The sequence below is a fragment of the Clostridiales bacterium genome, from assembly GCA_018333995.1.
In the GTDB taxonomy this organism is placed as follows: Bacteria; Actinomycetota; Coriobacteriia; order Anaerosomatales; family SLCP01; genus JAGXSG01.
Genome location: JAGXSG010000028.1, coordinates 94,521 through 120,399, shown reverse-complemented (window position 1 = coordinate 120,399; position 25,879 = coordinate 94,521). Strand labels below are relative to the sequence as shown.

General features: G+C 61.6%; 24 protein-coding genes and 1 tRNA gene. 11 read left to right on the top strand and 14 right to left on the bottom strand.

The genetic code is table 11. The annotated features are described in order from the left end of the window. Positions 1-126 precede the first annotated feature (126 nt). Positions 127-2,187, top strand: a complete 2,061-nt coding sequence (locus tag KGZ40_07930) for an elongation factor G (GenBank protein MBS3957439.1) — start codon at positions 127-129, stop codon at positions 2,185-2,187. 82 nt (positions 2,188-2,269) lie between these two features. Here KGZ40_07930 and KGZ40_07925 read toward each other — a convergent pair. Next, positions 2,270-2,345, bottom strand: a tRNA-Arg gene (locus tag KGZ40_07925). 82 nt (positions 2,346-2,427) lie between these two features. On the opposite strand from KGZ40_07925, the gene KGZ40_07920 reads away from it, so the two are divergent. Together KGZ40_07920 and KGZ40_07915 are read left to right on the top strand one after the other, a co-directional pair. Continuing rightward, positions 2,428-3,339, top strand: coding sequence for a diacylglycerol kinase family lipid kinase (locus KGZ40_07920; protein ID MBS3957438.1), 912 nt, complete (start codon positions 2,428-2,430; stop codon positions 3,337-3,339). Further along, complete coding sequence (locus tag KGZ40_07915) at positions 3,336-4,091, top strand: glycerol-3-phosphate acyltransferase (protein ID MBS3957437.1); 756 nt, start codon at positions 3,336-3,338, stop codon at positions 4,089-4,091. Before KGZ40_07920 ends, KGZ40_07915 begins: the two co-directional genes overlap by 4 nt. A gap of 54 nt (positions 4,092-4,145) precedes the next feature. On the opposite strand, the gene KGZ40_07910 is transcribed toward KGZ40_07915, so the two are convergent. The 6 genes from KGZ40_07910 to KGZ40_07885 form a co-directional block, all read right to left on the bottom strand. Continuing rightward, positions 4,146-4,319 (bottom strand): 4Fe-4S binding protein, encoded by a 174-nt coding sequence (locus tag KGZ40_07910; protein MBS3957436.1) that lies wholly within the window; start codon positions 4,317-4,319, stop codon positions 4,146-4,148. A gap of 90 nt (positions 4,320-4,409) precedes the next feature. Further along, the gene (locus tag KGZ40_07905) at positions 4,410-6,008 is read right to left on the bottom strand and encodes a hypothetical protein (GenBank protein ID MBS3957435.1); all 1,599 of its coding nucleotides are present in this window, start codon (positions 6,006-6,008) and stop codon (positions 4,410-4,412) included. Positions 6,009-6,015: 7 nt separating this feature from the next. After that, the gene (bshB1, locus tag KGZ40_07900; GenBank protein ID MBS3957434.1) at positions 6,016-6,705 is read right to left on the bottom strand and encodes a bacillithiol biosynthesis deacetylase BshB1; all 690 of its coding nucleotides are present in this window, start codon (positions 6,703-6,705) and stop codon (positions 6,016-6,018) included. After that, the gene (locus KGZ40_07895) at positions 6,702-7,412 is read right to left on the bottom strand and encodes a glycosyltransferase family 2 protein (protein MBS3957433.1); all 711 of its coding nucleotides are present in this window, start codon (positions 7,410-7,412) and stop codon (positions 6,702-6,704) included. Before KGZ40_07895 ends, bshB1 begins: the two co-directional genes overlap by 4 nt. Positions 7,413-7,439: 27 nt before the next feature. Continuing rightward, the gene (locus KGZ40_07890) at positions 7,440-7,886 is read right to left on the bottom strand and encodes an OsmC family protein (GenBank protein MBS3957432.1); all 447 of its coding nucleotides are present in this window, start codon (positions 7,884-7,886) and stop codon (positions 7,440-7,442) included. 74 nt (positions 7,887-7,960) lie between these two features. Then, a complete protein-coding gene (locus KGZ40_07885) occupies positions 7,961-9,676 on the bottom strand; it encodes a PilT/PilU family type 4a pilus ATPase (protein MBS3957431.1) in 1,716 nt (571 codons plus the stop codon). A gap of 203 nt (positions 9,677-9,879) precedes the next feature. On the opposite strand from KGZ40_07885, the gene rlmD reads away from it, so the two are divergent. Beyond that, positions 9,880-11,199 carry a 23S rRNA (uracil(1939)-C(5))-methyltransferase RlmD gene (rlmD, locus tag KGZ40_07880; protein MBS3957430.1) on the top strand — a complete coding sequence of 440 codons (1,320 nt, stop codon included), beginning with the start codon at positions 9,880-9,882 and terminating at the stop codon, positions 11,197-11,199. On the opposite strand, the gene KGZ40_07875 is transcribed toward rlmD, so the two are convergent. Beyond that, on the bottom strand, positions 11,196-11,423 hold the full coding sequence (locus KGZ40_07875) for a cytochrome B5 (GenBank protein MBS3957429.1): 228 nt from the start codon (positions 11,421-11,423) through the stop codon (positions 11,196-11,198). The genes rlmD and KGZ40_07875 overlap by 4 nt on opposite strands. Positions 11,424-11,551: 128 nt before the next feature. Continuing rightward, positions 11,552-12,235: a Crp/Fnr family transcriptional regulator gene (locus tag KGZ40_07870; protein MBS3957428.1), complete on the bottom strand. Its 684-nt coding sequence runs from the start codon at positions 12,233-12,235 to the stop codon at positions 11,552-11,554. A gap of 183 nt (positions 12,236-12,418) precedes the next feature. Between KGZ40_07870 and KGZ40_07865 the strand changes: the two genes are divergently transcribed. Further along, positions 12,419-13,123 (top strand): HAD family hydrolase, encoded by a 705-nt coding sequence (locus KGZ40_07865; GenBank protein MBS3957427.1) that lies wholly within the window; start codon positions 12,419-12,421, stop codon positions 13,121-13,123. 28 nt (positions 13,124-13,151) lie between these two features. Here the strand turns inward: KGZ40_07865 and KGZ40_07860 are convergent, their stop codons facing one another. Beyond that, the gene (locus KGZ40_07860) at positions 13,152-13,436 is read right to left on the bottom strand and encodes a DUF2249 domain-containing protein (protein MBS3957426.1); all 285 of its coding nucleotides are present in this window, start codon (positions 13,434-13,436) and stop codon (positions 13,152-13,154) included. A 320-nt stretch (positions 13,437-13,756) separates the two neighbouring features. On the opposite strand from KGZ40_07860, the gene KGZ40_07855 reads away from it, so the two are divergent. From KGZ40_07855 to KGZ40_07835, 5 genes are all read left to right on the top strand, one after another. Continuing rightward, on the top strand, positions 13,757-14,923 hold the full coding sequence (locus KGZ40_07855; protein ID MBS3957425.1) for a hydrogenase small subunit: 1,167 nt from the start codon (positions 13,757-13,759) through the stop codon (positions 14,921-14,923). Positions 14,924-14,946: 23 nt separating this feature from the next. After that, positions 14,947-16,488, top strand: coding sequence for a nickel-dependent hydrogenase large subunit (locus KGZ40_07850; GenBank protein MBS3957424.1), 1,542 nt, complete (start codon positions 14,947-14,949; stop codon positions 16,486-16,488). An 83-nt stretch (positions 16,489-16,571) separates the two neighbouring features. Continuing rightward, complete coding sequence (locus tag KGZ40_07845; GenBank protein MBS3957423.1) at positions 16,572-17,249, top strand: cytochrome b/b6 domain-containing protein; 678 nt, start codon at positions 16,572-16,574, stop codon at positions 17,247-17,249. A gap of 132 nt (positions 17,250-17,381) precedes the next feature. Continuing rightward, positions 17,382-18,704: a coproporphyrinogen III oxidase family protein gene (locus tag KGZ40_07840; protein MBS3957422.1), complete on the top strand. Its 1,323-nt coding sequence runs from the start codon at positions 17,382-17,384 to the stop codon at positions 18,702-18,704. 29 nt (positions 18,705-18,733) lie between these two features. Then, the gene (locus KGZ40_07835) at positions 18,734-19,288 is read left to right on the top strand and encodes a HyaD/HybD family hydrogenase maturation endopeptidase (protein MBS3957421.1); all 555 of its coding nucleotides are present in this window, start codon (positions 18,734-18,736) and stop codon (positions 19,286-19,288) included. A gap of 11 nt (positions 19,289-19,299) precedes the next feature. On the opposite strand, the gene KGZ40_07830 is transcribed toward KGZ40_07835, so the two are convergent. After that, a complete protein-coding gene (locus tag KGZ40_07830) occupies positions 19,300-21,216 on the bottom strand; it encodes a transketolase (protein ID MBS3957420.1) in 1,917 nt (638 codons plus the stop codon). A 121-nt stretch (positions 21,217-21,337) separates the two neighbouring features. On the opposite strand from KGZ40_07830, the gene KGZ40_07825 reads away from it, so the two are divergent. Beyond that, the gene (locus tag KGZ40_07825) at positions 21,338-22,141 is read left to right on the top strand and encodes an inositol monophosphatase (GenBank protein MBS3957419.1); all 804 of its coding nucleotides are present in this window, start codon (positions 21,338-21,340) and stop codon (positions 22,139-22,141) included. 33 nt (positions 22,142-22,174) lie between these two features. Here KGZ40_07825 and hemG read toward each other — a convergent pair whose 3' ends face one another. Genes hemG through hemE form a run of 3 tightly spaced genes read right to left on the bottom strand, consistent with a single transcriptional unit; the run spans position 22,175 to position 25,791 of the window. Continuing rightward, positions 22,175-23,668, bottom strand: a complete 1,494-nt coding sequence (gene hemG / locus KGZ40_07820; GenBank protein ID MBS3957418.1) for a protoporphyrinogen oxidase — start codon at positions 23,666-23,668, stop codon at positions 22,175-22,177. Between the two features lie 57 nt (positions 23,669-23,725). Further along, positions 23,726-24,724: a ferrochelatase gene (locus KGZ40_07815; protein MBS3957417.1), complete on the bottom strand. Its 999-nt coding sequence runs from the start codon at positions 24,722-24,724 to the stop codon at positions 23,726-23,728. After that, a complete protein-coding gene (hemE, locus tag KGZ40_07810; GenBank protein MBS3957416.1) occupies positions 24,721-25,791 on the bottom strand; it encodes a uroporphyrinogen decarboxylase in 1,071 nt (356 codons plus the stop codon). The genes KGZ40_07815 and hemE overlap by 4 nt, the downstream gene beginning before the upstream one ends. Between the last annotated feature and the right edge of the window lie 88 nt (positions 25,792-25,879).

Below are 25,879 nucleotides of genomic sequence, written 5' to 3'. Positions count from 1 at the left end.
TCTACCAGGGTGGCCGAGAGGCGAGAAAGGAGTATGCTATCGGGACGGGTTGCATCCGTGCCAACCGCACGGCTCGAGTTCCAGGAACGCACTTCAACGACGTGAGACATCGAGGAGGAGATGCACTTGGGCGCACCCAGCACCGACAAGGTCCGCAACGTCGTGCTCGTCGGGCACGGAGGAGCGGGCAAGACCTCCCTTGCGGAGGCCATGCTCCACGTCGCGGGCGTGACGACCCGCCTCGGATCGGTAGACGAAGAGCACTCGAATCTCGACTACGACTCCGAGGAAGTCCGTCGCAAGAGTTCTGTGAACCTCGCTCTCGCACCGCTCGTTCACAACGGCATCAAGATCAACGTCATCGACACCCCGGGGTACGCCGACTTCATCGGTGACGCGATCGCTGGACTTTCCGCCGCCGAGATGGCCCTGTTCGTCGTCGACGCCGTCTCGGGTCCACAGGTTCAGACCGACCGGCTCTGGAAGCTCGCCGGAGAGATGGGCGTGGCCAGAGCGATCCTCATCAACCGGCTCGACAAGGACAATGCGGACTTCGAGGCCACCATGCGCAAGCTCGAAGATCGCTACGGTCACCGTATCGGCGCGGTGCAGATACCCATGGGTGCGGAATCCGGATTTCGCGGCGTCATCGATATCATCCGCATGAAGTCCTACCACCACGAGGGGGACCACGAGGTGGTAGAAGATATCCCCGCCGAGTTCACCGATTCAGCGGAGAGCGCCCGCGACAAACTCACAGAGCTCGTCGCCGAGGCGGACGACGACCTGATGGAAAAATACCTGCTCGAAGGTGAGCCACTCGACCAGGGCGAACTCGAAACGCTGCTTAACAAGGCGATCGCCCAGGGCATCTTCATACCCGCATTTGTCGCCTCGGCCATTTCCGTCCAAGGCATCGAGGACCTGCTCGATGAGATCGTCACCTTCTTCCCGGAGCCCACGGCTCACGGGCCGATCCCCACTGCAGACGGCGGCACTCGCGAGGTCACCATCGACGGCGCCGTCTCGGCGTTCGTGTTCAAGACGGTGTCCGATCCGTATGTGGGACGCCTGAGTCTCGTCAAGGTCGTATCGGGCACGCTGACACCCAGCAGTGAGCTCATCAACAGCCGGACCGGCAAGAAAGAACGCGTCGGGCACGTACTCAAAATGACCGGCAAGGAAACGGTTGACGTTTCGGCGGTACCCGCGGGAGACATCGCGGTGCTTCCCAAGCTCTCCGAGACGCTCACCGGCGACACGCTCTCAGCGGACGGTTCGGTCACCTACCAGCCCATGCCGTTTCCTGAACCGCTTTACCCAGTCGCCATACAAGCCAAGACCAAGGCCGACGAGGACAAGCTCGGTGTGGCGCTCAACAAGCTCGTGGAGGAGGAACCCACCCTCAAGCTCGTCCGCGACGAGGAGACCCACCAGACCGTTCTTGCGGGGCTCGGCGATGTGCAGATCGATATCGCGATCGCGCGTCTCCGCGACCGGTACCACGCTGACGCGGAGACCATTGACTTGAGGATCCCGTATCGCGAGACGATCCGAAAAACGGCACAGGCCCAGGGCCGCCACAAGAAGCAGACCGGCGGTTCAGGCCAGTTTGGCGACTGCTGGCTGCGCCTGGAGCCCAACCCAGGGGGCGGGTACGAGTTCGTCGACGAGATCGTTGGCGGCAGGATCCCTCGCCAGTTCATCCCAGCGGTAGACAAGGGTGTGCAGGAGACCATGGTGCAAGGCGTGCTAGCCGGGTACCCAATGGTGGATATTCGAGTCGCTGTGTACGATGGCTCCTACCACAGCGTTGACTCCTCCGAGATCGCATTCAAGACGGCCGCACGCATCGGTTTCCGATCAGCTGCCGAGAAAGCCGAGATGGTTCTCCTCGAACCGATCGCGACTCTCGACATCGAGGTTCCCGACGAGTATGCGGGCGCGGTGATGGGAGATATCAGTTCGATGCGCGGACGGATTCTCGGCATGGACAGCACCGAGGGACGTCAGCATATCCATGCCCAACTCCCCTACGCGGAAGTCGTCCACTACTCGCCGCACCTTCGCTCACTGAGTAGTGGAACAGGAAGCTACACGATCAAGGTCGAGGGCTACGAGCAAGTCCCTGGCGACATGGCCGCTAAGGTCATCGAGAGAGCAAAGGCTGAAAGGGAGTCTTCGTAGAACACGCGCGCGCCGGGGCGGCCGCACACCGCCCCGGCGCGCGCACTCGACCGGTCAAAACACACGGTCGCGCAATCTGACGTGGTGCCCTCGACAGGACTCGAACCTGTGGCCTTCTGCTCCGGAGGCAGACGCTCTATCCACTGAGCTACGAGGGCGCGACACCGAACTCTAGCATACCGTACGTACAGGGAACAGAGCGCCGCGCGCAGCAGCGCTCCCACGGCCGAGGAGGGTCGTGTGTCACACGGACGCACACTGGTAATCATCAATCCAACCGCCCGTCACGGGATCACACGGAGTCTCGTACCCGTCGTAGCCTCACTTCTAGAGGGCCATATCGATCACGACACCGTTCTCACCGAACACCCAGGCCACGCGGCCGAGATCGCATCCGGGTCAGCCCAATATGACACCGTGATCGCAGTGGGCGGGGACGGAACCGTCCATGAGGTGCTCAATGGACTCATGCGCATCCCTGCCAGTGACCGTCCGATCCTCACCGTACTTCCTACCGGGTCAGGGAACGACTACCGCCGCACCCTGGGGATACCCTCTGATCTCACTAGTGCCGTCCGCGAACTTCTCGATGGCGTCCGGGTACGTCTGGACGTCGGTGTGGTCAACGGCGTGTACTTCGCGAACTCCATAGCGATAGGACTCGATGCCCGTGTCACCGCGCGCGCCGCGGAGATCAAGATGTCGACCGGCTGGTCAGGACTCCCGCTCTATCTTCGCGCCCTGATGTACATCCTGCTGCGGCGCTTCTACTCGCACCCGGTTGTGCTCTCAATCGATGGCTCGCCGCCGCAAGCCGTTGAAATCCTCCTGATCGCCATCACAAACGGACCCACGTACGGCGGTGGATTCCGCATCACGCCCGACGCCGTTCCTGATGATGGCTTGCTCGACGTGTGCACGATCGACCGGGTCGGGCTCGGCTCGGCACTGTGGCGCCTTCCGTTTGTCATCACGGGTAATCACACTCAAATGAGCCCCGTGAAGATGGGGCTCCATCGCTCCATCCGCCTCGAGTCGGAAACACCCCTCGAAGGCCAACTCGATGGAGAGGTCATGCTTTCTACCGTCTACGACATCCACATCGAACCAAGCGCGGTGGAAGTCTTGGTGCCGAGGCGGTGGAGACCGTGAACACTTCGCTTCTCGCCCTTATCGCTGAGGCGGGTTTGGAGCGAGTGCCCGACCTCATGTGGCCGGCGGCGGCGATGTTCGTGCTCGCGTATCTCATCGGCTCGATACCGTTTGCATACATCATCGTCCGCGGGATTACCGGAGAAGACATTACCGAGCACGGCACAGGCAACGTTGGCGCGATGAACGTGAGACGCACGACCGGGTCGTGGACATGGTTTACCGTCGCGATGTTCGCTGACGCGCTCAAAGGGTTCCTTCCCACCATCGCAGCCACCACTGTGCCTGCGATGTTCCTCGATCCGTCCCTTCCGGCGGGAGGCGCGGCGTGGAGCGGCCCTGCGGCGGTCGCGGTCGGCGCCGCGGTGATTGGGCCGCCAGCCGTTGTCTTGGGCGCGGTGCTCGGGCACAACTACTCGCTGTGGCTGAGCCTCGGCAAACGCAGGGTACTCGGCGGAAAAGGGCTCGCTACCGGCGCAGGAGCGCTGCTCGCGTACGATTGGCGCTACTTCCTCGTGGTGTTGATCAGCGGTCTTCTCGTTATCGCGCTGACACGGTACATGATGGCCGGTCAAGTCGCGGCGACACTCGCGCTGCCGCTGTATGTGCTCATAACCGGACAGCCCGACCTGCTGTTCGTGCTACTGCTATCCGGGATCGTCTACGCGCGGCATCACCGGCGATTCGCCGGACTGATCAAGGGACGAGAGCCCAAACTCTACGTCGACGACGGCATGGGACCGCGCGGATGACAGAGGGCCGGCACGAAGCCGACCCTCATCGCTATCATCCGGCGGCTCCTGCGACTACATCGAGATGGCTTCACTCGGACAAACATCGACGCAGATGCCGCACTCGGTACAGTCATCGGGACGAGACAGAACGGCTACGTCCCCGAGGTCATAACAGCTCTGGGGACACTCATCAACACAGATGCCGCAAGCGGTACAGAGATCCTTGTCAACGACTGGGAGAGCCATAGGTCCGTCTTCCTTTCTCCGGGAGGCCAATGGCCACGCGTGCGCGAGGTGCGATGCATGATATCACGCGAACACCCGCTCCACACCGAGTCAGGGCGCTACGCGCACGATTCGCTCGATCTTCTCCGGATCCCAAAGAAAGTAGGGGTACGTCCGGTCAGTGAGCACCTCCGCCGTCGCCAGCTCAGCCCTCAGCGCGTCGCGCCGCTCGGCAAGCGTGGCCGCGTACGGTGCCAAAACGATCGCGAGTTCGTCGTTTACGGCCCGGATTCTCGCGCCCAGGCTCCTTCGGTTCGCTCCCGGCGCCGATATCGCATCGACAAGCGCACGTTTCTCGGCGGCGAGGCGAAACGCGTCCGCGCTTGCCTCGACGGACTCAAATCCCGCCTCACCGAGGAACTCATCGGGCTTGCGAGTGATGCGGGTTACCGCCCGCGTCGCCTCGGCGATCGCCTCGGCTGAGACCACGGGCATGCCTAGCGGCGCATGCATCGTCAGTGTCACGGCGGCATAGGGCTGAATATGCTCGCCCCAGTATGACGACGCGACCGCGTCGGTCACCCTGTCGTATCGCGCGCCTCCGATGCCGTGCACAAATAGATCCGCGAGCATGGTGCGAGCGAACATGGTGAGCGTGAGAGCCCTTGGCGCCAGAACATGTTCTTCTCCTGCGAGAACTTCAGCGAGCAGATCGCACCTGCGGGGCACCTGCCTGGTCACAGAGCCGGCAACGAGCTCGATTCGGCCTCTGGCTTCACGAACGAACACCCGCTCGCGACGCCCGTCGACAAGCAGCCAGAAGGGCGCCTCAATAGCGTGGTCCGCGATCTTCAGATCAGGAAACGGTTGTGCCGCGGTGCGAATGCCGTGTCGTTTCCGATACTCAGCGAGGACCGAGTTATGGACGTGGGCAAACCGTCCTGCGTCCGAGATCAACGCGGCGGCGAACTCGAGATACGCGGCAGACCGGGACAGCGAAGAGACGGGCAGTTCGAGATAGGTGTTGCGGTCCCCTTCGTACCTCCTTCTCGTGGCGGTCAAAAACGATCCCATGTCGCCGGCGCTCACACTGGCGGCATACATTGCGCCGCTAAAGCGTTCGAGGCGTTGATGAAGAGCTGTCGCCTCAGGAAAAGTCTTCAGCGTCGTGCGCGCCTGCGCTAGAAACTCCGCGATCGAACGCTCGCCGGGAACGGATGTCGCGCGAGGATACGTCCCAGTGGTCGCGCTGCAGAGTCCGATCGCGGTTCGAGACACTTCCCCATCCGCACGCGGCAGGGTGGCCGAGATCTGCTTGACTGAGTCCGTGTCGACAACGAGGTCTATCGCGATGGCACCGGTCTCATCGGAAACGCGTTGAATCGCAAAGTACTTCACCCACACTCCGGGATGGACAAAGCCGGGCTGGTGTCCGGCAACCACTATGGGCGCCCCGGCTGCGAGGGCGGACTCTGCTCCCTCACTACCACCGCTTTGAACGACTCCGAGACCACTTGAGTACGAAAAGGCAAGTTTGACGAGTTCCAAGCGGGCGTCGGCAATCGCCTCGGTTACCGGGCGTCCGCACACCTCGAAACCTGACGATCGGGCGGCAAGCAAACCCTCGCTCGCACGCGCCCCCCACGTCCCAATCGGCGGAACCGCGGCAAGCTCGCCGTTGGCCGCGGGGACCTCAGGAAGCCGGTCCACATCCACCTCACACGAGCGTCTCGATCGAGCGTACCCCGATCAGCTCTTCGCTGAAGAACGGCTCACCTGCCGCCACTCCAATCATTGCGCCCCACGCCCTCGCGGCGGCCTCGATCGAATCGATCGCACCAGCATTGCGCTCGTTGGCGACAAATTGAGAGCGATAGGCACGCAGCGCGAGAAGCTTCGCGTCTAGGTGCGCCGAGACGTCAAACACAAACGCTGGCGCACGAGCGAGCCGCAGGTGGACCGCCAGGTAACGGTAGAGCCGCGGCACATAGTGAGGCTCGCCTGTCATCGACGTCTTGGTGAACTTGGCATAGAAGCGGGCACCGTCCACGATCGCCGCCGCCGCCACATGGTCGGGATGAGCGTCAAGGGGATACGGCGCGAACACAACACGAGGCCCAAGTTCGCGTAACACCTCGGCAAGCTCGATCCGGGCCTCCACAGAGTCGAACACATAGCGGTTGGGGAGCGTGAGCGTCCGCCGCTCCGTGACGCCGAGCAGACGCGCGGCCTCTTTCGCCTCGGCGATTCGTGTCTCGACAGAGCCAGCCGGAGTAGGCTCACCATCGGTGAGGTCGATAAGCGCGACCTCGTGACCTTCGGCGACCAGCGCCGCGATCGTGCCGCCCATCCCTATCTCCACATCGTCGGGGTGTGCCCCGATACACACGATGTCGACCACGCTCATCCCCCTTCTCCGTCATCGCCGAGAAGCGCTGTGTTCCACACGCGCATGTAGTACTCCATCCGGGTTCGAGGGTCGTCGAGCGCACCTCCAAACGACCGGCTATGGTCACGGTAGATGCGAGCGATCGGACGCTCGGTGACTCGCAGTCCCTCCCGGTACGCCTTCGCCCACAACTCGATAGGCATGGCGTACCCCGGTTCCTTGAGAGAAATCGAGGCGAGTGCGCTAAGCCTGTAGGCCTTGAAGCCACAGAACGCATCGGTGAGTCCCCACCCGGTTACCCGGTTGATCACCTCGGTCACCTTCTCATTGACGGCGCGCCGCTCCGCAGGAGCATGCCCGAAAGCCTCGCTTCCGGGCAGATACCTGCTGCCGGAAACCACATCGTAGCCTTCATCGAGCACAGACAGGAACTCCCGTATATGTCCGGGCTCATGTTGACCGTCACAGTCCATTGTCACGACCCGGCTCACACCGCGCGCTCGGGCCACAGATATCCCCTCGGCGAGAGCACGGCCATAGCCGAGATTTTCCGGGTGCGTGATGACCGAGATGTCCTTCCTTCGTCCAAGGACTTCGACTGTAGCGTCAGTCGATCCGTCGTCGATGACGAGGATATCTCCGTCGAAGTGACAAGCGACAGCGTCCAGAACCGAGTCGACCGTCAGCTCCTCGTTATAGACCGGAAGCACAACAGCATCAGACATCGCGAAACAGTCCCGGCCTCCCCGTGATCACTGCTGCACGGCTCCCTCGGCCAGCGCCTCCCTGATCTCGAACGTCGTCGTCATTCCGACCTGGGGTCCAAACATGCCCTTGACCGAGCAGTACTTCTCCTCTGAAAGCTCGATGGCGCGGCGCACCGCCTCAGGGGCCACGCCGTAACCCGTCACCACAAAGTGGACTTCGACACGCTCGTAGTATCGCGGATACTCCTCGGCGCGCTGGGTGCCGTTCACGCGCACCTCAAGCCCGGTGATCGCCTGGCGCTTCTTCTCCAAGATCGACACGACGTCCATGGCGGTGCACCCGGCTAGCCCGTACAGGACCATCTCGATGGGCCGCACCCCCGTGCCTTCACCAGCGTACTCGGCGGTCGCGTCCATAACCACCCCGTGACCAGCCCTATCCCACGCGACGAACTGCCGGTTCCCACTCCAACGCGCGGTAATCGTATCCATGACGATCTCCATCCTGCCGCATCGCGTTGCCTCCGAGGAGCGGGACAGCGTCCGCGCACGGCACCGTATGACGGCTACAGCTTGCGGCCAACCATCTGCGCGAGCTCACGCGGACTCTGCGCCTTCGCGATGGCCTCCTCGAATGTGATCCTCCCCGCCTGCAACAAGTTCTTGAGGTGCTGGTCGAGGGTTTGCATACCAAGTGACGCGCCTCCCTGAATAATGGTGGGCATCTGGTGAGTCTTGCCCTCACGGATGAGGTTCGAGATCGCCGGAACGCCGAGCATGATCTCCATCGCGAGCACGCGAGTCCTCCCATCAGTGGAGCGGAGCAGGACCTGCGACAACACGCCCTCCAACGTGCTTGAGAGCTGCATCCTGACCTGTTGCTGCTGGTGTGGCGGGAAGACGTCGATAATGCGATCCACGGTCGCCGGACCGCCGGTTGTATGAAGTGTCGCAAGCACAAGGTGGCCCGTCTCGGCAGCCGTGATCGCCGCCGAGATGGTCTCGAGATCGCGCATCTCACCGACGAGAATCACGTCCGGGTCTTGACGCAGCACACGCTTGAGCGCCGCCGCGAATGACCGCGTGTCCTCGCCGACCTCACGCTGATTGACGTATGCCTTCTTGTTCTTGTGCATGAACTCGATAGGATCCTCAAGGGTGATGATGTGTACCGCACGGTGCTCGTTGATGTGGTCGATCATCGCAGCGAGCGTGGTCGACTTCCCCGAACCCGTCGGACCGGTGATGAGAACGAGCCCGCGGGGCCTCTCGGCCAGATATCGGGAAACCTTGGGCAGCTGGAGCTCACTGATGGTCGGGATTTTGAGCGGGATCACCCGGAAGACCGCTCCGAGCGAGTTGCGCTGCTGGAACACGTTAGCTCGAAAACGCGACACTCCCGGAATGGTGTAGGCGAAATCGAGCTCGAGTTCGGTCTCGAACTTGCGACGCTGGTCCTCAGATAGCAACGACAGGATCATCTCGGTGGTATCGCGCGGCTCTAACACCTTCGTGTTCTCAACAGGAACTATCTCGCCCCTGAGACGGATTCCGGGTGGGCTTCCCACGGAAACGTGGAGGTCGGAACCGTTTCGATCGATCATGAGCCGGAGCAAGTCGTCGATGTGCGGAGCGCTCGAGACGGCCGGTGCGCCAGGGCGCGTCACTCCCGTCGAAGCCGGTGTGGACGCTACGCGATCTACCGAGACAGGAACGCCGTATGCGCCCTGAGGCGAAACCTGTGGGGCGGGAGCCGGAACGGATGCGGCGACGGGCGGCGTGATCTCCTCACTTCGCGGCGTCGGCGTGTCATCCGCTCCGGCCGCGCCCATCGGTGAAGCGACGCCGGGCCGCGGTTCCTGTGGGATAGCGGGAGCGTCTGGGGCACTCGCGGCCCCATTTCCATCCGTTCTGAGCAATTCGAGAAGCTTGGCGGAGAGGGTGCCGTATGGAGCGGTCGACGGCAGGTGTGCCGCCGCGCCTACTTGCCTGGCCCTGAGCGCTGAGGACTCACTCGGTGCGAGCGCGACGATGACCACGGGAGTCGCCGCTCCCGCCGGGTCGGACTTGATCTGACTGGTGAGCGCAAAGCCGTCCATCCCCTCAAGGTCCGCGTCTACCACTATCACATCAGGCTTGTGCGTACCGAGCAGGCCGAGCGCACGCGGACCCGAGAGTGCGCTCATGACCTCGGCCTCGGATCCCGCTACTCGCAACGCTCCTCGGACTTCCTCGATGAATCCGGCATCATCGTGCACTATCAAGACTCTGTTGCCTGACATGCCACGGCCCCTCTCGGATCATCGGGCGGATCTTCCACCCCTCCGCTCAACACCACTCGCAAAGCAATACATCTATAACTATCGGCACGTTGCGCAACGCGTGCAAATACGTGCACCTTTGTGTGATGCTACCATGCTCGCGACGCGACCGCCGCTCACCCGCACGCACACGCATCTGCGCGCCACGTCCTTCGGAGCTTCCAGTGATATCGGTAATCATCGAAAGTCTTGCGTACGGTGGCGACGGGGTTGCCCGCCTGCCCGGAGGACGAACCGTGTTCGTCCAAGGAGCGTGTCCTGGAGACGAGGTCGCGCTGGCCGAGATCGAGGAACACCAGAACTGGTCGCGCGCCACAATAGATCGCGTCATCGTTCCCTCACCTGACCGGATCACTCCTCCGTGCCCGTACGCCGGGGCGTGCGGAGGATGCCAGTGGCAACACATTGCCTACGAGCGCCAACTTGATGCCAAGCACCGTATCGTGGCCGACGCGTTTGAGCGCATCGCCCGCCTGGATGGCGTCGTGGTCGATGAAGTTCGCGCGTCTCAGTCTCCACTCGGCTACCGCAACAAGATCGAACTCGTCTGGGACGTTTCCAGCGGCAGGGCAGGTCTGGGATACCATCGACCCCGCTCCGAGGAGATCGTCGCAATTGACAGGTGCATGCTCCTCCCTGAGCGCGCGCAGGGACTCCCCCGATCGTTGACCGGAGCGCTCCGCTACCTTTCAGGTCGGTTCGGGGACCTCGGCATACTCCGTGTGGGAGTGCGCGCGGCCGCGAAACGCGGCGACCTCGAAATCGCACTATGGACGCGTCCGGCGTCCTTTCCGCGAGCAGCGGTTGGAGCCACACTCACCGACGCGGCAGGGGCAACAAGTGTTGTCCGTGTGCTAGCTCGAGACACTGAGGCTCGCCGCCGTATCGCGGGCGTCGAGGTTCTTACGGGTCGCGGAAACTGGGTTGAGACACTCTCGGGATTTGACTACGCGATTTCAGCTCCATCGTTCTTCCAGGTCAACACCGCGTCAGCGAACTTTCTTGTTGAACTCGTCATGAGCGGACTCAATCCAGCCGCGACCGACCGCGTAGCCGACATGTATGCAGGCGCTGGCACGTTTACCCTGCCGCTCGCTCAAGCCGCCGGTGAGGTGGTGGCATTCGAGGGCTCACGCCATGCCCTTGCCGACCTGCGCCGTAACCTTGATCGCGCCGGTCTTCCCGCGGACATCGTGGGAGGGGACGCCGCGCGTGAACTCTTGACTGCCGGAGCGTTTGACCTCGCTGTCGTCGACCCGCCCCGACAAGGCCTCAGCCCCGAAGCGCTTCGCGCTGTGGTCTCGGCAAACCCGCGCGCCATCGCGTATGTGTCGTGCGACCCCGCAACGCTCGCGCGTGACTCCCGGGAGCTGGTAAACCGGAACTACCGGATCACACGCGTCACGCCAGTTGACATGTTTCCTCAGACGTACCATGTCGAGACGGTCGTGATCTTCAGGCAAAACGGCGAGCGGCTACCTTAGACGACTGTTCCTACTACGGGAAAGTCCAATATGTGCTCGTCGTGCGGCGCGTCTTCGTGCTCGCCGGTGAGATCGGCACCGGCGGCATGCATCGCCTCGTGGTCACCCTCATCCCACATCGCGCTCTGCGTGAGATCGTAGACCGTACCCTTGTATGCGACGAATGCGGGCTTGCCGTCCTTACCGTTGAACGCTGCGAGTTCTTCGAGTGTGAACTCTTTCATGAATCCCTCCTGGCCTCGGCGACACTGCCACATATATCCCCAAACGCGTCAGCGATACATGGCGCGCGCGACATGCGGCAGTGCGGCATCACGACTCGTGCAACGGCGTGAGTTAGCCTTTCCCGCAGTCAGGCGGAACCCATGCGCTCGCGCAGCGCTATCACGTCAACGACGAGCGTGCGACCTTTCGACCGTATGATGCCGTCTTTGGTGAGCGCCGAGATAACCCGGCTCGCCGTCTCGCGGGACGTTGCGGCCAAGGTGGCGATGTCGTAGTGCGTCATCCCCTTGACCATTGGGATACCTTCCGTCTCATACCGGGCGGTGGCGATGTTGAGCACAACGCGCATGACGCGAGCGGTCGCGTCGTTGAACGCGAGGTCCTCAAGCCTGTCGACGAGCTCGCGAATCCGCCGCGCTTGCGTCGCGATGAGCGAGAGCACAAGCTCAGGTTGCACCCGCACGGCCGCTACAAGGTCCTTGGCGTCAAGCGCAAAGGCCTCGACATCCGTCATCGCGATCGCATCGAATGACCGGACTTTCTCGTCCACGAGCGCCATCTCGCCAAAGTGCCCGGGTGCCTCCATGTGCTCTAGCACAATCTCCTTGCCGTCCGGCGAGGCGACCGAGAGCTTCACCCTTCCCGATACAAGCAGGTACATGCATGTGCCCGGATGACTCTGCGTGAGGATGAACGAGCCCTTACGGAACCTGCGCAACACGACGATCCCCGCAAGAACTTCAAGTTCATGGCGCTCTAACGCGGCGAACAGAGAGTTCGCGCGCAATCTGTCTTGGGTTCGTATGTCCACCGTCGTTGACTCCATACGCAAGATATCGGCCCGCCTCGACTGTGACTTGAGACACACACGGCCACATCGATCGCCTCATCGATCGCCTCGCACGCACAGTCGCGCTCAGGTACCATCGTGTACGGATGAGGTTCTCACGCCGTCTGTCGCGGCGCCACCCACCATCGGAGGTTTGAACCCCTCATGCAAGGCATCTTGTTCGACCTCGACGGGACACTGCTCGACATCGACCTCAGATCATTTATCGGCCGATACTTTATTGCCCTCAGTAACGCGATGCGGCGTATCGGCCCACAACACGGCACCGGTGAATCACTCATGCGCGCAGTACACGAAGCGACCGAGGCCATGATGCTCCCACACCCCGGTACAACGAACCAGGAGAGATTCAACCAGGAGTTTGAGCGGCTGACCGGGGTCGATCTCAACGAGTATCGCGACGTGTTCGATCAATTCTACGATGAGGAGTTCCCCGCGCTGCGCGACGGCTATGGACCGATGCGTGGAGCGCACACCGCCCTGCAAACGTCACGCGAACTCGGGCTTAGAATCGCCGTAGCTACAAACCCCCTGTTCCCCCGCAGGGCCGTCGAACACCGTCTGGCATGGGCCGGACTTGATGGGTTTGAGTTCGACGTTGTCACAAGCTACGAGACGATGCACGCGTGCAAGCCGTACGCCGAGTACTTCAGGCAGACCGCCGAAGCGCTCGGCGTCGAACCAACCAGCTGCCTCATGGTCGGCGACGACCGCGTCCTCGACCTTCCCGCCTCCGATGTCGGAATGAAGACGTATTACGTAGGCACGGATCCTGATGCGCCCGCTGACTACCGAGGCGACCTCGAAACTCTGGCTATCACTCTGCCATTCCTCATCGAGCGCAGGTAGACACGCTGCCACCGGCAAAGCGGCGCTGTCACTCCGGCTTGCGTCTGATGAGTGCGACCCATGCGCCGTCAGTGCGCCGATCATAGAAGTACTCGAACCTCCCGCGAGTCTCCTTGCGCAGGTCGATTCCGTAACCAAGAGCTACCGGCTCATGATCACAGATCACCACGAGACTATCTCTGGCATCGAGCTGGAGTAGTTTGTCAACGATGCACACGACAATCTCTCGGCGAATGGCGGGAGAGCACCCGCGAACATCGACAACGAGCCTGCTTCCCACGCCATTAGGGGGCGAAACAGAATCGTGCAACACGTCGGGGCTCCATTCACCGGTTCACGCACGGCCAAAATCACAGTGGTATCGTGGCTAAGGCCGCTCACATCCGTTAATCTATCATATACCGTGGCCAACTTTGGCGGGCGCAAGGGTTGCGGGTAGAATACCAGTATCGGGACGGGGGTGTTCTCGCGAACGCACGTGTTCTCACTGCATAATGCTGACTACTTTCCGCTCGTCCCGGGGGGAAGGAGGTGTGGCCCTCTCGTAGCCTGGGGATTACCGCGACAATGCGCGCGATTACTCCCCGGCGTAATCTGTTCGCACTCTATCGACGGTACAAGGAGGTGTATAGCATGGCGCATGAGGACCACGACGCGATCTACGATCTCCTGGCAGCACGGGGGGTGTCGCGTCGCGATTTCCTCAAGTACTGCGGATCGATCGCAGCACTACTCGGGCTCTCGGAAGCATACGTCCCCCAGATCGCTGCTGCGGTCACCAAGGGCGCAAAGCTTAAGCCTGCGGTCTGGCTCCACGGTGGCGCATGCACCGGTTGCACCGAGTCGGTCGCTCAGGCTGACACGCCCGATGTGGCCACCATCGTGCTTGAGCTGCTCTCGCTGAACTTCTCGGCGACGCTCTCGATGGCGCAGGGTCAAGACGCCCTCGACGCGGCGGAAGCAGTATTCGAAGAGCCTGGCTACATCTTGATTTACGAGGGCTCGGTCATGAAGGGCTTTGACGGCAACACGCTGCGTGTCGGCGGGAAGACCGGTCTTAAGGAACTCGAGCTCGGCGCACCCAACGCGGCGGCGATCATCGCCGTCGGTTCGTGTGCGGTTGACGGCGGATTCGTGATGGCTCGCCCCAATCCCGCAGACGCAACAGGCGTGTCGATGTACCTGGAGGAGAAAGGCATTGCCACCCCGGTCATCAACCTGCCCACGTGTCCAGTAAACCCCGAGTGGGTTGTCGCGATCGTTGTTGACGTCCTTCTTCTTGGTTCGCTCGAAACTGGCGCGATTCTGAACAAGCTCAACCGCTTCGGCCAGCCTAAGTACATCTTCGGGCAGACCATCCACGACAACTGTCCACGTCGCGGCCACTTTGAGAACGGAGCGTTCGTCTCGGAGTTTGGCACTGAAGAAGAGGCGCTCGGCTACTGTCTATACAAGGTCGGATGCAAGGGGCCGCAGACATTCACCAACTGTCCGATCGTTCGATGGAACCGCCGTACGAGCTGGTGCGTCGAATCTGGTGCTCCATGCATCGGCTGCGGGAGCCTGAACTGGGTCGACGTCGGCGCCCCCTTCCTCAACCGCCACCGCGACCTGCCGTTGCCAAACATCGGCAACACACGGCCGGTTACTATCGCGGGAGCTGTTGCCGGTGTCGCCGCGGCTGGCCTCATCGCTCATGGAATCGGGATGAAAGTGGCCGGACGTATGGGCGACGGAGCGCCGTACGAAGCGGCGAAGGAGCACGATGCGAAGCGGATGAAGAAGGGAGGCGGTAAATAGTGGCCCGCGCGGTAATTGATCCGTTGACCAGAATTGAAGGACACCTGCGTTTCGAGGTCGAGGTCAACGATGGCGTCGTAACCGACGCTTGGGTTTCCGGCGGACTATATCGCGGACTGGAGACCATCCTCCTCGACCGTGAACCCGCCGACGCATTCTACATATCACAGCGCATATGCGGCGTGTGCCCGATCTCCCATGGTCACGCGTCAACCATGTCGACCGAGAAAGCGCTCGGAATCACCATCCCTAACAACGCCCGGATTATCCGCAACCTGATCGAGGCGGCGCAGTACATTCACAGTCACATCCTGTGGTTCTACACGCTCGCCGCGCTCGACTACGTGGACCCCGTAAAAGCGCTCACCGCTGACATTGCCGACACCTACGCGCTTGCGCATGAGGCTGGTACCGGCGTGTCGGACTTCGGAGCGGTGGCCAGGCGTCTCCAAGCGTTTGTCGACAACGGCCAACTCTCGATCTTTACCAACGGCTGGTTTGGCCATCCGGCCTACGCACAGGACATGCCAGCGGAGCTGCACCTGATCGCAGTGGCGCACTACCTTGAGGCACTTGAGATGCAGGCCGTCGCAGCTGAGGTCATCGCCATCATGGGCGGCAAGTTCCCACACTTCATGACTTCGCTTCCGGGCGGCACGACATTCGTCCCGACCGAGCAGAAGCTCGACGACATTCTCTTCCGTCTTATGCGCCTCAACGACTGGGTCACCAACACAATGATCCCTGACACACTCGCGATCGCCCCGTTCTACGCAAGCGCGCTCGAGTACGGCGGCGGCCATGGCAACTTCCTTGCCTGGGGTGTGTTCAACACCGAATCACCTGAGCTTACGGACCGCTACATGCCAGGCGGTGTTGTAGTGACCAGCAAGGGCCTGACGGTGGAAGACCCGGACGAGACAAAAGTCGCCGAGTACATCGAACACGCGTGGTACGACTCCCCCACCGGTCTTAACCCGGCAGTGGGAGAAACAAATGCCATGTTTGACGAGTACAACACGGACGCACGCTACTCATGGAACAAGGCGCCCCGCTACGACGGCCTGCCTATGGAAGCTGGCCCCTTGTCGCGGATGCTTGTGGCGTACCTAAGGGGCGTCTCTCCCGTTCAGGACATCATCGACAGCACGCTCACCGCGCTCGGCGCTCCTGGCAAGCCCGAGGTACTCGTCTCATTGCTCGGCCGTGTCGCGGCACGCAACCTTGAGACGAAGGTTGTCGCCGACTGGTCGCTCCAGTGGTGCCACGAACTCATCGCCGCCATTGCTGGCGGCGACTCAAAGTACTTTGAGCCCAGCAACGGCGGCGATGGTCAGGGCGGTGGCCTGTGGGAGGCGCCTCGCGGCGCGCTCGGTCACTGGATCGACATCAAGGGCGGGAAGATCGACCGCTACCAGGTCGTGACCCCGTCGACGTGGGACGTCTCCTCGCGTGACGCTGACGGCGTCCGCGGGCCGATGGAAGAAGCACTTATCGGCACCCCGATTGAAGAAGTCGAACGGCCGCTTGAGGCGTGCCGCGTCGCACGCAGCTTCGATCCTTGAGTAGGGTGCGGGGTTCACGTGTTTGAACCCAAGACCGGCAAGGAAGCCACCGTCTACACCAAGCCGATGGGGGTGAGGTAGAGATGGCTCATCCCGCGCACTACCGGGAGGCGCATCCGTTCATCTTCGTGATGACTCATTGGATCAACCTGATCTCCATAGTAGCCCTCGTAATTTCGGGCTTCTACATTCACTATCCGTTCGTCGACGGCTTCATGGGTGTCGCCCGCGGTATGCACTTCGTCTTCATGTTCGTGCTCCTCATCAACCTTGTCGTGCGCATCGTCGCCGCCTTCTTCGTGAAGACAGCCACACGTCTCGGCTCGCGTGAGATGGACACGGACATCAAGAACTGGCTTCCACAGAAGCTCAATAGACACCAGTTCATCCCGTGGCTCAAGTACTACCTGTTCCTGAAGAAGGAACACCCGATCGGAGCCAAGTACGGCGTGTTACAGAAGATCGCCTACATTGCGACCGTTCCACTGACGCTGGCGGCAGCCTACACTGGCTTTGCAATCTATGCGCCAGTGATGAACTGGGCTATCTTCACGGTTGGCACGGACGCTGTAGGCGGACCGATGCACATGCGCATCATCCACTACTACATCATGTGGGCGTTCATCGTGTTCACCGCGATCCACGCGTACCTGGCCAACGTCGAAAGCAGGGATCCCTCCAAGCTGATCTTCTCCTGGAAGGAGAGTGAGGGCCTTCAGTTCGACGCGGAGGGAAAGGTCATTGGCGGTAAAGGCCACTAGCCCTGCGCGCTGAGCCCTACCGTAAGCAAGAGAGGCCCCGGAGCCACATGGGTCCGGGGCCTCGTACGGGCCACTGCCGGAGACACTTGCCCGCACACCGGATGAACTTTCCAACAAGAATGTGAGAACTGCATGATCTCTGAACGGTTGATCACCGGTGCCCTCCGAATCCTCAACCCGCGCTACCTAGAACTGAAACCCGATTCGATCACTTCACTTCCCGGACCCGTCGAAGGCCGGGCGTACGTGCTCTACGCGCACGTACCGTTTTGTGAGCGCCTCTGCCTGTACTGCTCGTTTAACCGCTTCCTCTACCGGGAGGACCGTGCGCGCACCTACTTTGGCGAGTTGCGCCGCGAGATGCGCATGGTCGCTGATCTCGGATACGATTTCCCATCCCTCTACATCGGCGGGGGCACACCAACGGTCCTGCTCGACGAACTCGCTGAGACTATCGATCTTGCTCGTAGCCTTTTTTCGATCCGCGAGGTGTCGTGCGAGACAAGTCCCAACCACCTCGGTCCGGATCTCGTTTCAGTCTTGTCCAAACGGGTGCAGCGCCTCTCCGTGGGAGTTCAGAGCTTCGACGATGGACTCCTCCGGCAGATGGACCGATACGAGAAGTATGGGGACGGACGCGCCACGCTCGACCGGCTCCGTTCTGTCGCCGGCGAGTTCCACTCGCTCAACGTGGATATGATCTTCAATTTTCCATCCCAAACTGAAACCATCCTCGAGCGTGACATCGCATTTGTGAAGGCGAGCGGCGCCAACCAGACGACGTTCTACCCGCTCATGGCCTCACCCGCAACACGCGTCGAGCTCGCCCGCGCGGTAGGACATATCGATTACGCAAGAGAAGCCCGCTACTACCGCCTAATCGCAGATCGTCTGGCCGGTCACTACGTTCCCGCATCAGCATGGACATACTCCCGCGATGTCGATGCAATGATCGACGAGTACATCGTTGATTACGGGGAGTACGTTGGAATCGGTTCTGGCGCGATCTCTTTTCTCAACGGAAGGATGTATGCGAATAACTTCTCGCTCAAAGAGTATTCTCGCGCAATCACCGAGGGCCGAATGTCGGTGTGCAAGTCTGGACGACCCTACTCTGCGACCGCGCGCCGACGCTATCGTTTTGTCACCGATCTTTTCGGGCTCAAACTTGACAAGGAACGTTTCCGCCGCGACTTCGCAATGCCTGTCGAACGGGCGCTCGCCCCGGAACTGGCATTCATGTTCGCAGCGGGCGGAATCGCCGGTGACGACGGGCGCTATATCACGCTCACGGAAAAGGGCCGCTACCTGCTTATGGTCATGATGCGGGAGACGCTCGCATCCTCAAACGACCTGCGCGACAAGGCCCGAGAAGCGCTACCTCTCGAAGAGCGGCTACTCCTGTTGGAAGGCGAGACCTGCTACTCACCAACGACCGAGCGAGCCGCAGGCTAAACTAGGACCGATGCGGATAGGGAGTTTTGATGACTGAGCGTACCCTCATTCTTGGCATTGGCAACCCGCTAATGAGCGACGAAGGGGCTGGCGTGCGCGTCGCGGAACTCCTCATGAACGGTTTCGACTTCCCAGATGGTGTCGAAGTCGTAGACGCTGGCACGATGGGGCTTGGCATGCTCAACATGTTCCGGGACACCCGGCTCATAGTGGTGGTAGACGCAATTGATCGCACAGGACACCCCCCCGGGACGGTCGTGCGGCTCACGCCCGAGGATCTCGCACCCAATCAAATCATGCACTCGCTGCACGACATCCGTTTCGTCGATGTCCTTCAGGCAGCCGAGTTGTGCGGCCTGAAACCCGACGCCGAGTGCGTCGGCATTCAAGTCGGCAGCATGGAGCAGTGGGTCACCGAACTGACACCTGAGGTTGAAGCCGCGCTTCCAACCGCGGTCGATGCGGTCATCACCATTCTGGCCGAGCGGGGAGTATCCGCGCGGCAACGCACGAGCCCCGCTGCGACCGATGATGGCGCGATCATCAGCGCCATCAGAACGAAAGATCAGATGCCCAGCGCTTGATTCGGTGGGCGCTACCGTTTGCCCAGAGCGTCACGCACGGTCCTTGCGATCCCCTCGGCTGACATGCCAGCCGTCGCGAACAGATCGCGTGCCGGACCGCTCGACTTGTATGCGCCGTGACCGATTCGAATTAAGGCACGCGCATGGCCGCGCAACGCCAGCCACTCCGCCACCGAACCTCCGAGGCCGGTCCTGACGTGGTGGTCCTCGACGGTGACGAGAAGTGGGGTGGCAAGCGCGCGCTCCATTCCAAGATCATCGAGATCGAGCGGTGAAGACACGCACTCGACTGCGATATCGAAGCCTTCCTCACGGAGCTTGTCCGCGGCCAGCACCGCCTCGCCGCATGGAGTGCCTGCCACCAGGATGCATGCTGCGGCTCCTTTGCGCGCTGGAGTCATGCGTCCATACTCGAACTCGCGCAAACCACCAAACAACGGCGTCCCCTCGCGGTCACAGATGACCGGAAGCCTGCTTCGCCCCATCGCAATCGCGACGTTACCTGGGACGCGAGCCATCCAGCGTATCGCGCGGTCAGTCTCGTTGGGGTCGGCTGGAACGATGACGCGCCATCCAAACATGTTACGCAGCAGCCCGATGTAATCAAGGCAGTGATGGGTCCGGCCATCCTCGCCCACGTCGACACCGCAGTGGGTGAGGACGAGCTTGAGCGCGGCGCCGTTGATGTCGTTTAGCCGCTGCTGGTTGTAGGCTTCATCGATCCCAAAGACGCCAAAGTCCGCCCAGAACACTAAGGTGCCGCTCGCCGAGGCTGCGCCAGCCGCAGTCGCGGCGTTGTGCTCTCCCACGCCGCATTGCACGAACCGCCGAGGAAAGCGTGATGCAAACGCCGCGGTCTTGACCGACGCCGCGAGATCACAATCGAACACGAGCATCGGCACGTCCGGATTTGCCTCGGCGATATCGAGCAACGCCGCTCCCCACGCTGAACGATTGTCTGTCAGATCGTCAGGTGAGTACTCCCTTGGCGGACCGGCCGCAAGATCCGGCGGCGCGACGTGGTGAGACACCTCCGAGACCTCGAGCGCGCAATCTCGCCGAGTCTTCGCCACGGCGAGGCGCGACGGAAGCCCAAGTTGAGCCATCGCCCGCTCATACTCTTCGTCCGTCAGGCCGCGACCGTGGTACTCCTCATCATCGAGCATAAAGGAGACTGGCCACCCGATTCGCGTTCGAGCGAGGATCGCTACCGGCCTACCGGAGTCAGATACCGCCTGGGAAATCGCTGAATGAAGAGCGGCAATGTCATGGCCATCGACCTCGATCACTCCCCATCCGTCCGCCTCAAAGCCCGCTTTGATGTTTACCGGCATGACCTCAGCGGTTCTGCCGGAAATCTGAATGCCGTTGCAGTCGATGAGAACCGTCACGTCCGATAGCCCCTCGCTCACCGCAAGTCGGCGAGCCTCAGCAATCTGACCCTTGTTCTGTTCGCCGTCGCTCATGACCACGAAGGTATGCCAAGCGTGCCCGGTTACCCGTGCCGCGAGCGCCATCCCTATGCCAGCGGACAGCCCCTGTCCCAGATTGCCCGTGGACCACTCCACCCCCGGCACGCTGTGCTCGATGTGACCCTCAAAGATGCTGCCAGCTTGACGGAAGTGTGCTTCGACCTCGGCTGGATCGAAAAAGCCCGCCTCGCCGAGCGCGGCATACAGTCCTGGTGACGTGTGACCATGACTCACCACTATTCGGTCACGTCCGTCCCACTGAGGCCTGTCCGGCCGCAAACGTGCGCATCCCAACAGGACGGTGTAGAGCTCCATTGAAGAAAGCGAACCGCCCGGATGCCCGGAAGCGGCGACCGTAGTCGCCGTCAGCGCAACACCTCGCGATCGTAGGGCGCGGGCCGAGAGTTCCTCGGCCGCCGCGGGTGTGAGTGAGTGGGCGAATCCGCGGTTAAACATCCGCTACCTCCATGACCTCAGAAACAGATAGACTGAGCAATCGACCCCGCTTGCTGCAATCATTGCGCCTTGCGAGCAGGAACACAACGATCTTAAGGCCTTCATCCATAAGGAGGACGTGGTGCAAGAGGAGCTCGCAGCAGTTATCGCGGCAGCTACAGCGGGGGCTGACGTCATCCGTGCCGCCGACTCGGACAGGAAAGTGACGCGTTCGAAGAGCTCATCTATCGACCTCGTCACTGAGACGGATATCGCCGCAGGTGTCGCCGTGTGGGAGGCGATCGTTAAGCGCGACTCTCAGGCGCGCCTCGTGATCGAGGAGGAAGAAGTATACGGACTCGCGAGCGCCCGTCGTGGTTCGCTCGACGACGACGAGGTCTGGTGTGTCGATCCACTCGACGGAACGACATCGTTTGTGCATGGCTTTCCGGCGTATTCGGTCTCGGTCGCCCTGCTCCGACGGGGAACGCCCGTCGCGGGAGCGGTGGTAAACGTGCCATCTGCCGAGATCGTTGCGGCCGCCGCCGGCATCGGTGCCACCCGCAACGGGGCACCGATCCAGTGCTCTGCAGCTGGCGCGCTCGGCGAATCGCTACTCATCACCGGCTTTCCCTACGACCGCGGTGCGCCTCTCGACCGTCAGCTCGCAATTCTGGGGGCGTTCCTTCGCGTTCCCGTGCATGGGATCCGGCGTACCGGCTCCGCGGCAATCGACTGCACTCACGTTGCAGGCGGACGTGCGGATGGATACTGGGAGTTTGGCCTCAAGCCGTGGGACATGGCCGCGGGGGTCATCATCTGCGAGGAGGCAGGCGTACACGTCACCGGCATCAACGGCGAGCCGTGGTCGGTCGCGTCAACCGGAATCATCGCTGCCAACCCGAGTCTCCACAAACGGATGACCGCTGTCATCCTGGGGGGCTGAAGACCGCCGCGCGACGCCCGGAAACGACTGCCGCTAGTAGTAGCGCTTGGGCTCCTCAGAGTCCTCGGCCATGCTCATATTCCACTCGCCGAGAACCTTGCTTACGCCCGCCTCGCCGCCCTCGATGCAGTTGGGAATACCCACGCCCCGGTACGACCCGCCACCGAGCCACAGTCCCGGAATCTCGCGGGCACGCGACTCGATCGTTTCGACGCGGTCGAGATGGCCGATCGTGTACTGCGGCATGCCAAGATGCCACCGGTAGACTCGGCTAAACAGCGGGTCGCCCTTCACCCCCAGGATGTCACGCATCTCTGAGAGGACTATCTCGACGAGACGCTCGTCGCTTTCCTCCATGATCGACTGATTGTGAGGACCACCCACAAAGCCGCGCAACAGCACGCGACCGGCGGGCGCGCGACCCGGCCACTTGGTCGACGAGAACGAAGCTGCCATCATCTGACGGTTCTCCACGATCGGACAGAGTAGTCCAAACGCGTTCATGTCGATGCCGACCTCGTCTTCCTTGAAGCCAAGCGAGATCGTCGCCGAGGAGGACGACTCTATGCCGGCAAGCGCGTCGGCGATCTTCTCATCGACGGTACGCATGAGGGGCTCGGCAGCCCAACACTCAGTGGCCACAATGACGGCGTCGCCTTCGACGCGCTCACCGTCTGCCAAGGTCACAACCCACCGATCACCGTTTCTTTCGACCGCAACGACCGCCACGCCGATCCGCATAGAGTCGCGGCCAGCGCGGTCGGCCATGACGTCAGTAAGGCGCTGCATGCCAGAGTCAAACGAGGTAAAGAAGGTGCGTGGCTTTGCGCCTGGCTTGGGCGGGTACTTCATTCGAATCTCTTCGACCTTCTTGCGTGCCGCAAGAAAGCCTTTGATCATGCCGCCGTACGTCTGTTCCATATCAAGCAGCCGCGGGAAGGTGGCTGCAAGACTCATCTTGGCCGGATCGGACGCATGAACCCCGCCCACGAGCGGTTCGGCGATACGGTCAAGACACTCACGCCCCATCCGGCGCACGACAAAACTCTCAAGTGTCTCATCCCTGCGCTCGCCCACCGGCCATGTCCTTCGGGGGATGAACAGGTCCAGGCCCATTCTGATCTTGCCCGGCCACGAAAACAGTTCTGTCGTCGCGAATGGGACCAGTTTGGTTGGCGCGAACATCATCACGCCGTCAGGAAGATCATGAAGCTGTCCGCGCGAAAGGATGTGGGTTCGCTTGCGTGCGTCATCGGTCGGCAGCTCCTCGTCGAAGATGCCAGCAAGCTTGGCGATACGGTGCACTCCGGGCTTCTCGGTGAGAAAGCAATCGGGGCCCCCGTCGACTATGAAATCGCCCGCACCCTCGGGGTCAGCGACCATTTCCGAAGCGATCTTCCCGCCAAGACGTGGATCCTTCTCGATGAGTGTGAAGGTCACGTCGTGGCCTTCCTCGGCCGCACGTTTGACCTTGTACGCCGCGCCAAGACCCGCAGCGCCCCCACCGATCACAATTATGTGCTTCATGGACGCCTTCTCCTTCACGCTCCAAACGGTCGGCCGTCTTCGATCACTGCCATTCCGCTACACGAGCGGCTCCACCATATCCGTGATCGCGTCGAGAATCAGCGGATCATCGTTGGGAAGGGCTGCTCTGCTGTACTCGATATCCGCTCCGAGAAGACGATCGGCAGAGGCGACATCGAGGTCGTACCGAGTCTCCATGTTGTCGATCGCAAACCCTATAGGACACAGCGCGACACCCTCAAAGCCCCCCTGTATGGCGGCACCTATCACATCATCGAGATCTGGGCCGAGCCAAGGACCTGGCTTACGACCCTTCGACTGATACGCGAACACCCAAGGCTGCGGATCGCCGAGATTGCCGTACGCCTCGATGCCCGCAAGCTTCTCCGAAGCGCCATCGAGCTCAGTTCCCTCGGCCATCAGGAGTCCGGAAACGATCCTGTTGAGCACGCTCCGAAGCTGGACGACGTACGAATCGTCGTCATCGATGTCGGACACGGGCAGACTGTGCGCCGTGAAAATGACGAGTTTCGAAGCAACGTCCTTGAGCTCATGGATCGCGGCGGCAGCTCCGCCGATGAGTAGTCCGCTGAATGCGGGAAGCGTGTGCAGCAGCTCGGTGGAGATCACTTCCATGTCTGCCAATTCCGCACACGCATCGTCGATCGCATCACGGCACGCACCCGTCGAGATCGCGGACTCGTACGGAGAAAGCGACACCGTGACGACCTTGCGAACACCCCTCTCGTACATGGCGCGAAGAACATCTCCGATCATCGGAGGAGCGTAGCGCATGCCGATAGCCACCGGAATTTCGTGACCCCGTGTGAGAAGTCTCTCTTCGACGCCCTGGGCGATCAGCTGAGCGATCGGAAGCATGGGGGAGCAACCGCCGATCGTGAGATATCGCCGCTTGACCTCCTCTAGGAGCTCCGGTTCGGGAGTCCTCCCCATGAGCCGGGCGATGAAGGGCTCGACCGCGTCGAGGCAGTGGGGACCTCCGTAGCCGATCAACAGGACCGCACTCGTGGACACACTTCCGTCAGCCGCTATCAACGACCGCTCCTGATACGATCGGAGTGCTCGTGCACGAAGCGAATCATAGAGCGGGCCTTCTCCGGATCGCTCGTCTTGTGGATCCCATGGCCGAGGTTGAAGATGTGACCAGGCCGGGTTCCGACCGCCTCGAGAATCTCGACCACCATCTTCTCAAGCTCATCGTCGGGCGCGAACAGTCCAACCGGATCGATATTGCCCTGGATGCCAAAACTCGGATCGATGATGTCGACGGCCTTCCTCATATCGATTCGCCAGTCAACACCGATGATATCTCCGCCAGCCTTCTGTGCGAGATCGAGCATCGAAGTGGCGCCGTTGGGAAAGTGGATGACCGGTACGCCTCCGTCAACCACCGCGTTACCGTGCGCCTTGACCTCGGCGAGAACCCGCGCGGTATGAGGCAGCACGTAGCGTTCGTAATCTCGCGGAGCCATATATCCGATCCAACTGTCGAACAACTGCACCACTTGGGCGCCGGCGTCGATCTGCGCCTTCAGATACGCGATGGTAGTGTCGCCAAACTTGGTCATGAGCAGGTCCCATGCGGCCGGTTCACCCCACATGAGTGCCTTCGTGTACTCGTAATCACGCGTGCCGTGACCCTCGATCGCGTAGCTTGCGAGCGTGAACGGGGCACCCGCAAAACCGATCAGGGGCACCTTGTGCTCGAGCTCGCGCCTGAGCATCGTGATCGATTCCATCACGTAGCCGGTCGCTTCGTAGGGATCGGGAACGACGAGCTTCTCGACGTCGGCGACACTGCGGATGGGGTTGTGGATGACCGGCCCTTCTCCCTTCGCGAACTCGAGGTCCAAACCCATGCCCGGGAACGAGACCAGGATGTCGGAGAACAGGATCGCCGCGTCGACACCCACGAGATCGACAGGTTGCAGCGTCACTTCGACCACGAGGTCGGGCGTTCGGCACATTTCGAGAAAGCCATACTTGGCGCGAATCGCTCGATACTCCTCCATGTACCGGCCAGCCTGACGCATCATCCATACCGGGGTGCGCTCGGTAGATTCAAGACGTGCAGCACGCAAGAACAGGTCGTTGAACGCCATAAGGGAAGTCTTCCTTTCGCATCGCGAAACTCACGTAAAGCCGCACGAAAGTCTATCACGAACCGAATAGCCGTGGGTGTGGTACGCC